This is a genomic window from Robiginitalea sp., from assembly GCF_049588695.1.
Classification (GTDB): Bacteria; Bacteroidota; Bacteroidia; order Flavobacteriales; family Flavobacteriaceae; genus Robiginitalea.
Genome location: NZ_JBAVZJ010000424.1, coordinates 1 through 5441, shown reverse-complemented (window position 1 = coordinate 5441; position 5441 = coordinate 1). Strand labels below are relative to the sequence as shown.

Sequence of the window (5441 nt, the reverse complement as noted above, 5' to 3'; positions counted from 1 at the left end):
GCCTGAATAAGTTCGGATGTACTGTCTCTCTGACGTTCCAGCTGATCTTCAACAGCCTGATAAATTTCTTCATACAGGACAGGTACTGAGGCGTAGTATCGATCGCTCTGCACGAATTGCGCACTGTCGATGCCGTATTTTTTAAATACGAAATCCATAACCTTGATGTTCTTGGATATAAGTACCTGGGGATGGCTATTGTCGATGGAGTTAATCAGGGCAATGTCATAAAGGATATCAGCCATTTTTTCTTTTGAAATAAGGTCCTCCGGGGGCTCCATCAATTGGTTTCCACATGAGAGGACCAAAAAGCATATCCCGCAGTAAAAAAAACGTTTGATCATCTGTCAAAGGTAAGTCTCATTGCATTTCGTTTTTCGGAAATCCGACCCTTTTCAAAAGCGAGATGGCCGTTTACAAAAGTATATAATACACCGGAGTGGAACCGCTGCCCTTCAAACGGAGACCACCCGCATTTGTAAAGGATATTCTCTTTATTTACAGTCCACGGGGTATTGGGGGAAACGACCGTTAAATCTGCATAATACCCTTCCCTTAACTATCCCCTTTCACGGACGTTAAAGAGAATTGCCGGGTTATGGCACATTTTCTGAACGATGGTCTCCAGTGGAATAACCCCTTCGCGAAATTTTTCCATCAGTGCCGGAAGGGCATGTTGTACCAGGGGACCCCCCGAAGGACATCGGGTATAGGGCTGTGCTTTTTCCTCCAGGGTATGCGGGGCATGGTCGGTAGCCAGAACATCTATACGACCATCCAAAACGGCTTCCCACAATTGTTCCCGGTCCGCTGCTGTTTTGACGGCCGGATTCCATTTTATAAAAGCGCCTTTGGTTTCGTAATCCGCATCCGAAAACCACAGGTGATGAATACAGGCTTCCGCTGTAATTTTCTTTTCTGAGAGCGGAATGTCATTCCGGAATAAAGCGGTTTCCTTCCCCGTGGAAAGGTGAAAGACATGAAGCCTGGCTCCCGTTTCCCGGGCCAGGGCAATGGCCTGGGAAGAGGAGAGATAGCACGCCTCTTCGCTCCGTATTAAAGGGTGGTATTTCACCGGGATGTCCTCCCCGTATAATTCCCGATACCTCGCCGCATTCGCGCGTATAGTCCCCTCGTCTTCACAATGGGCACATATCACCATTTCGGTATTGCGGAAAATGCGTTCCAGGACGGTCTGATCATCCACTAACATGTCCCCGGTGGAAGATCCCAGAAAAAGCTTTATCCCGGAACAGGCATTTTTATCCAGCCTTTTGATTTCCTCCAGGTTGTGGTTGGTCCCCCCCAGCGGGAATGAATAGTTCGCATAGGCAGACCGCGCACCCATCTCAAATTTTTCCTCCAACTTTTTCAGGGTAGTGGTTTGGGGTACCGTATTGGGCTGTTCCATAAAACTAGTGATCCCACCCGCAACAGCAGCCCGGCTTTCCGAGGCAATATCGCCCTTGTGGGTCAGGCCAGGTTCGCGGAAATGCACCTGATCGTCGATGAGTCCGGGCAGGAGGTAATTTCCCTCCAGATCGATGACTCGTGCTGTGGCATCAGTCAGGTCTCTGTCTATACGCGCAATACGTTTCCCCTCAACGAGCAGGTCTCCTTCTGTAATCTTGCCATCACTGACCATTCTGGCGTTCTTCAGTAGTGTCTTCTCCATATTAAAACTCGCTTTTTCGAAAGACGCTTCGCGCTTTCATACTAATGACGCCAAAGACGGCTTCCCAAACAATGGTTTTACTCATTTTTGACTCTCCTTTTTCCCGGTCCGTAAATACGATGGACACCTCCTGCAATTTGAATTTTTTACGGTAGGCCCTGAATTTCATCTCTATCTGAAAGGCGTACCCGACGAACCGTACCGCATCCAAATCGATAGCCTCCAACACCCTTCGGTGATAGCACATAAACCCCGCTGTGGGGTCGTGGATATTCATCCCTGTAATCATTTTAACATACACCGAGGCGCCGTAGGAGAGCAGTACCCGCTTGAGTGGCCAGTTCACCACATTTACCCCCTTCTTGTACCGGGAACCTATCGCCACATCTGCCCCGTCCAAACAGGCGCGGTGCAGGCGGGTCAGATCTGAAGGCCTGTGCGAAAAGTCGGCATCCATTTCAAAAATATAGTCATAGGAGTGTTCAAGGGCCCACTTGAAACCGTGAATGTACGCTGTCCCAAGGCCTGTTTTCCCTTTTCGTACTTCCAAATGCAGGTTGAGGGGAAATTCATTTTGCATCTCCCGGACCCGATCTGCCGTACCATCGGGGGAATTGTCGTCTACGACAAGTACATCATAGGCTCTGGGCAAAGCAAAAACCGCCCGGGTAATGGCCTCGATATTCTCAATTTCATTATAGGTGGGAATGATTACAAGGCCTTCAGCCATACCTGAGCATTTGGACAAAAATACCAAAATTAGTGTGGCAGCCTGCCGGGTGGGGATTTTTTTACACCTGGGCAACTCCACATTAAAAACGCTTATTTTGTACCTTTGGCCCAACCCAGCCGCTAATGAACAAACTCCTTCCCAAACCTTTGCTAATACTTTTGGGAGGCCTGTTTGTAATCAATTTGCTTCAGGCCTACGCCACAGAATTAATCTATGACGAGGCGTACTACTGGTACTATTCACAAAATCTTTCCTGGGGTTATTTTGATCATCCCCCTATGGTAGCCTGGATGATTGCACTGGGCTACGGAATTTTTCAAAATGAACTGGGGGTACGCCTGGTGAGTTGTTTGCTGGGAACGGGTACCGCCTTGCTCATCTGGTCCCTGGTCCGTCACCCGGATAAACAGGTGTACTACAAGGAGTTTTTTGTATGGATCCTCTCCATAACCCTCCTTCATGCCTACGGTTTTTTAAGTCTTCCCGATACGCCGCTTTTGTTTTTTACGGCTCTTTTTTTATGGATTTACCGCAGATTTGTACATCAACCCGGCATTTTAATTTCCCTCGCCCTGGGTGCCTGTATGGCCGCCCTGATGTACAGTAAATACCACGCAGCCCTGGTTATCATGTTTGTACTTTTTTCCAACCTCCGACTTTTGAAAAATCGGTATGCCTGGCTGGCCCTCGGAGTTTCACTGCTGTGTTACCTGCCCCACCTCTATTGGCTTTATGACCACAATTTTATTTCCCTGGAATTCCACCTCTTTGAGCGTCCGAATCAACCCTATGATTTTTCCAAGTTCACCCTTGGATTCCTGGTAAACCTCCTGGCACTTTTCGGGCTTACCTTTCCTTTTGTATACAGAACTCTTTTTACTTTCAGGGCCGGAAACAAATTGGAAAAAGCTTTGGTGTTTCTCATTTACGGCTTCCTGATATTCTTCTTTGTCTCCAGTTTTCAGCGCAGGGTACAAACGCAATGGCTGGTAGTTATTAGCATTCCCGCGGCCGTAATTGTTGCGCAATGCCTGATGGGGCAACCCAAATTGCGCAAATGGATATGGAGGTTAGGCCTGGCGAATGTCATCGTTTTGGCATGGCTCCGCCTGGGGCTGGTATATGAACCCCTGTTTCCGGGTCATTTTGAAAGCCACGGAAATAAAGTCTGGGTGGGCAACCTTGAAACCCTGACCAAAGGCATTCCCGTCATTTTTGAAAATTCTTACCGCAAGGCCGCTATGTATGGGTTCTATAGTCAAAAGCCGGCTATTTCCCTAAACAATGCCCATTATAGAAAAGACCAGTACGCCATAGACGGTTCGGAAGCCCTGGTACAGGGTCAAAAAGTATTTTACGCCTACAAAGGGACAACGGATAGGGGGGTATTTTACCTGGATGGACAGGGTGACAAAAAGTATGGACGTTTTATTGAGGACTTCACCTCCTACCGGGATTTGAAAGCGGGGTTACCCGAGGGGGAATCCTTTAGTGCCGGAAAGGAATATTCCTTCTGGATATACAATCCTTACCAAAAAAACGTTCCATTAAAAGCGCTGCGTCTGGGAATCGCTTATTTAGATGCCTCAAAGCGCTTAAATGAAGTGCGGCCGATAGATGCGCAAACAGACCCGAATAAGGTGCTGGTTCCCGGAGACACTGTAAGGGTTCGGTTTACCCTGCCAAAGCCTGTGAAAGCAGATCCGGTATACCTGCGGGCGGTGATTTCAGAGAATGGCCTGCCCTTTGGTTTAAACGGAAGGGCACAACGAATAAGACCGTAATGGAAGTGATTCAGCGGGCTGTCCCGACAAATGATTGGATTACACTCATTTTTGTAATGAGCCTGCTTTGCCTGGTATTCGCCCGGGCCTTTTTTCTGAGCCGTTTTCAGAATTTCATGATTCTACCCTTTAACAATAAGTATATTTTTCTCTACAATAAAAAAGGGCGGCTGACCCACGGTTTCCATCTGGCATTGAGCCTGTTTATGTTTTTAAACCTCAGCCTTTTTGCCCTATTTGTTTTTTCAATTTTATTCGATACCGAGATTAGTCCCGGCGGAGCAATGCTTTTGGTTTCCGGCGGCCTGCTGCTCACATATTTTTTTATAAAAATCGGGATGCAACTCCTCGGCGGATTGATTCTGGAATTCAGTAAGGTTACTAACGCATTGGTCTTTAAAAAGATGACCTATCTGAATTACAGTGCACTGGTGATGTTCTTTGCCAATCTTTTGTTGGGTTATGTGGTAAAGGACTCAAAAGTCGTGGTATTCATAAGTATTGGACTTATTTTCCTAATCAATTGTATCGGTTGGATCAGTATTGTGAAGATCCATCAAAAGTTAATCGCCTCGCATTTATTTTATTTTATTTTGTACCTTTGCACCCTCGAATTTGCACCTTTTTTGATCATTGCAAATCTGCTAAATGACTGATATATGAAGGTAAAGACGATTCTGGTCTCCCAACCGGAACCTAAGATGGAGAACAGTCCCTATTCCAGGCTCATTGAGAAGGAAAAAGTCAAAGTAGACTTCAGGCCCTTCATTCACGTGGAAGGTGTAGATGCCAAAAGCGTGAGGCAGCAGAAGATTGACCTTACCAGCTATACCGCCATAATCCTGACCAGTCGCAATGCCGTCGACCATTTTTTCCGTATTTCCGAGGAAATGCGTTTTAAGGTACCCGATTCGATGAAATATTTCTGCCAGTCGGAGGCTGTCGCTTACTACCTTCAGAAATACGTCGTTTACCGCAAGCGGAAAATATATGTCGGCAAGCGAAATTTTCAGGACCTGCAGCCTCTTTTTAAAAAATATAAGGATGAAAGCTACCTTCTGCCTTCATCAGATGTGTTGAAACAAAATACCCCGGATACCCTGGATCAACTGGGGGTTAAATGGGAGCGCGGAATTTTCTACAAAACCGTAATTAGCGACCTCTCCGATCTCAGGAATGTCTATTATGATGTTCTGGTCTTTTTCAGCCCTTCCGGTATAGAATCTCTGTTAAAAAACTTCCCGGACTT

5 protein-coding genes and 1 pseudogene are annotated in these 5441 nt (G+C 46.7%); 3 read left to right on the top strand and 3 right to left on the bottom strand.

What is annotated here, in order from left to right:
* From WBV75_RS09985 to WBV75_RS09975, 3 genes and pseudogenes are all read right to left on the bottom strand, one after another.
* A partial coding sequence (locus tag WBV75_RS09985; protein ID WP_424120474.1) for a DUF4296 domain-containing protein occupies positions 1-344 on the bottom strand: 344 nt, incomplete at its 3' end.
* Positions 341-1675, bottom strand: a pseudogene (locus WBV75_RS09980) (dihydroorotase). The pseudogene WBV75_RS09980 and the gene WBV75_RS09985, both read right to left, overlap by 4 nt.
* Position 1676: 1 nt before the next feature.
* Positions 1677-2405, bottom strand: a complete 729-nt coding sequence (locus tag WBV75_RS09975; RefSeq protein ID WP_424120473.1) for a polyprenol monophosphomannose synthase — start codon at positions 2403-2405, stop codon at positions 1677-1679.
* A 125-nt stretch (positions 2406-2530) separates the two neighbouring features.
* On the opposite strand from WBV75_RS09975, the gene WBV75_RS09970 reads away from it, so the two are divergent.
* The 3 genes from WBV75_RS09970 to WBV75_RS09960 form a co-directional block, all read left to right on the top strand.
* Positions 2531-4192: an ArnT family glycosyltransferase gene (locus WBV75_RS09970; RefSeq protein ID WP_424120472.1), complete on the top strand. Its 1662-nt coding sequence runs from the start codon at positions 2531-2533 to the stop codon at positions 4190-4192.
* The gene (locus tag WBV75_RS09965) at positions 4192-4848 is read left to right on the top strand and encodes a DUF4271 domain-containing protein (RefSeq protein WP_424120471.1); all 657 of its coding nucleotides are present in this window, start codon (positions 4192-4194) and stop codon (positions 4846-4848) included. Before WBV75_RS09970 ends, WBV75_RS09965 begins: the two co-directional genes overlap by 1 nt.
* A 3-nt stretch (positions 4849-4851) precedes the next feature.
* The coding region (locus WBV75_RS09960) for a uroporphyrinogen-III synthase (RefSeq protein WP_424120470.1) at positions 4852-5441 on the top strand (590 nt) is incomplete at its 3' end.

What these genes read in the sequence shown, in the direction of transcription:
- WBV75_RS09970 (WP_424120472.1), top strand. Translation starts at nt 2,531, where the DNA reads ATGAACAAACTCCTTCCCAAACCTTTGCTAATACTTTTGGGAGGCCTG.
- WBV75_RS09965 (WP_424120471.1), top strand. Translation starts at nt 4,192, where the DNA reads ATGGAAGTGATTCAGCGGGCTGTCCCGACAAATGATTGGATTACACTC.
- WBV75_RS09975 (WP_424120473.1), bottom strand. Translation starts at nt 2,405, where the DNA reads ATGGCTGAAGGCCTTGTAATCATTCCCACCTATAATGAAATTGAGAAT.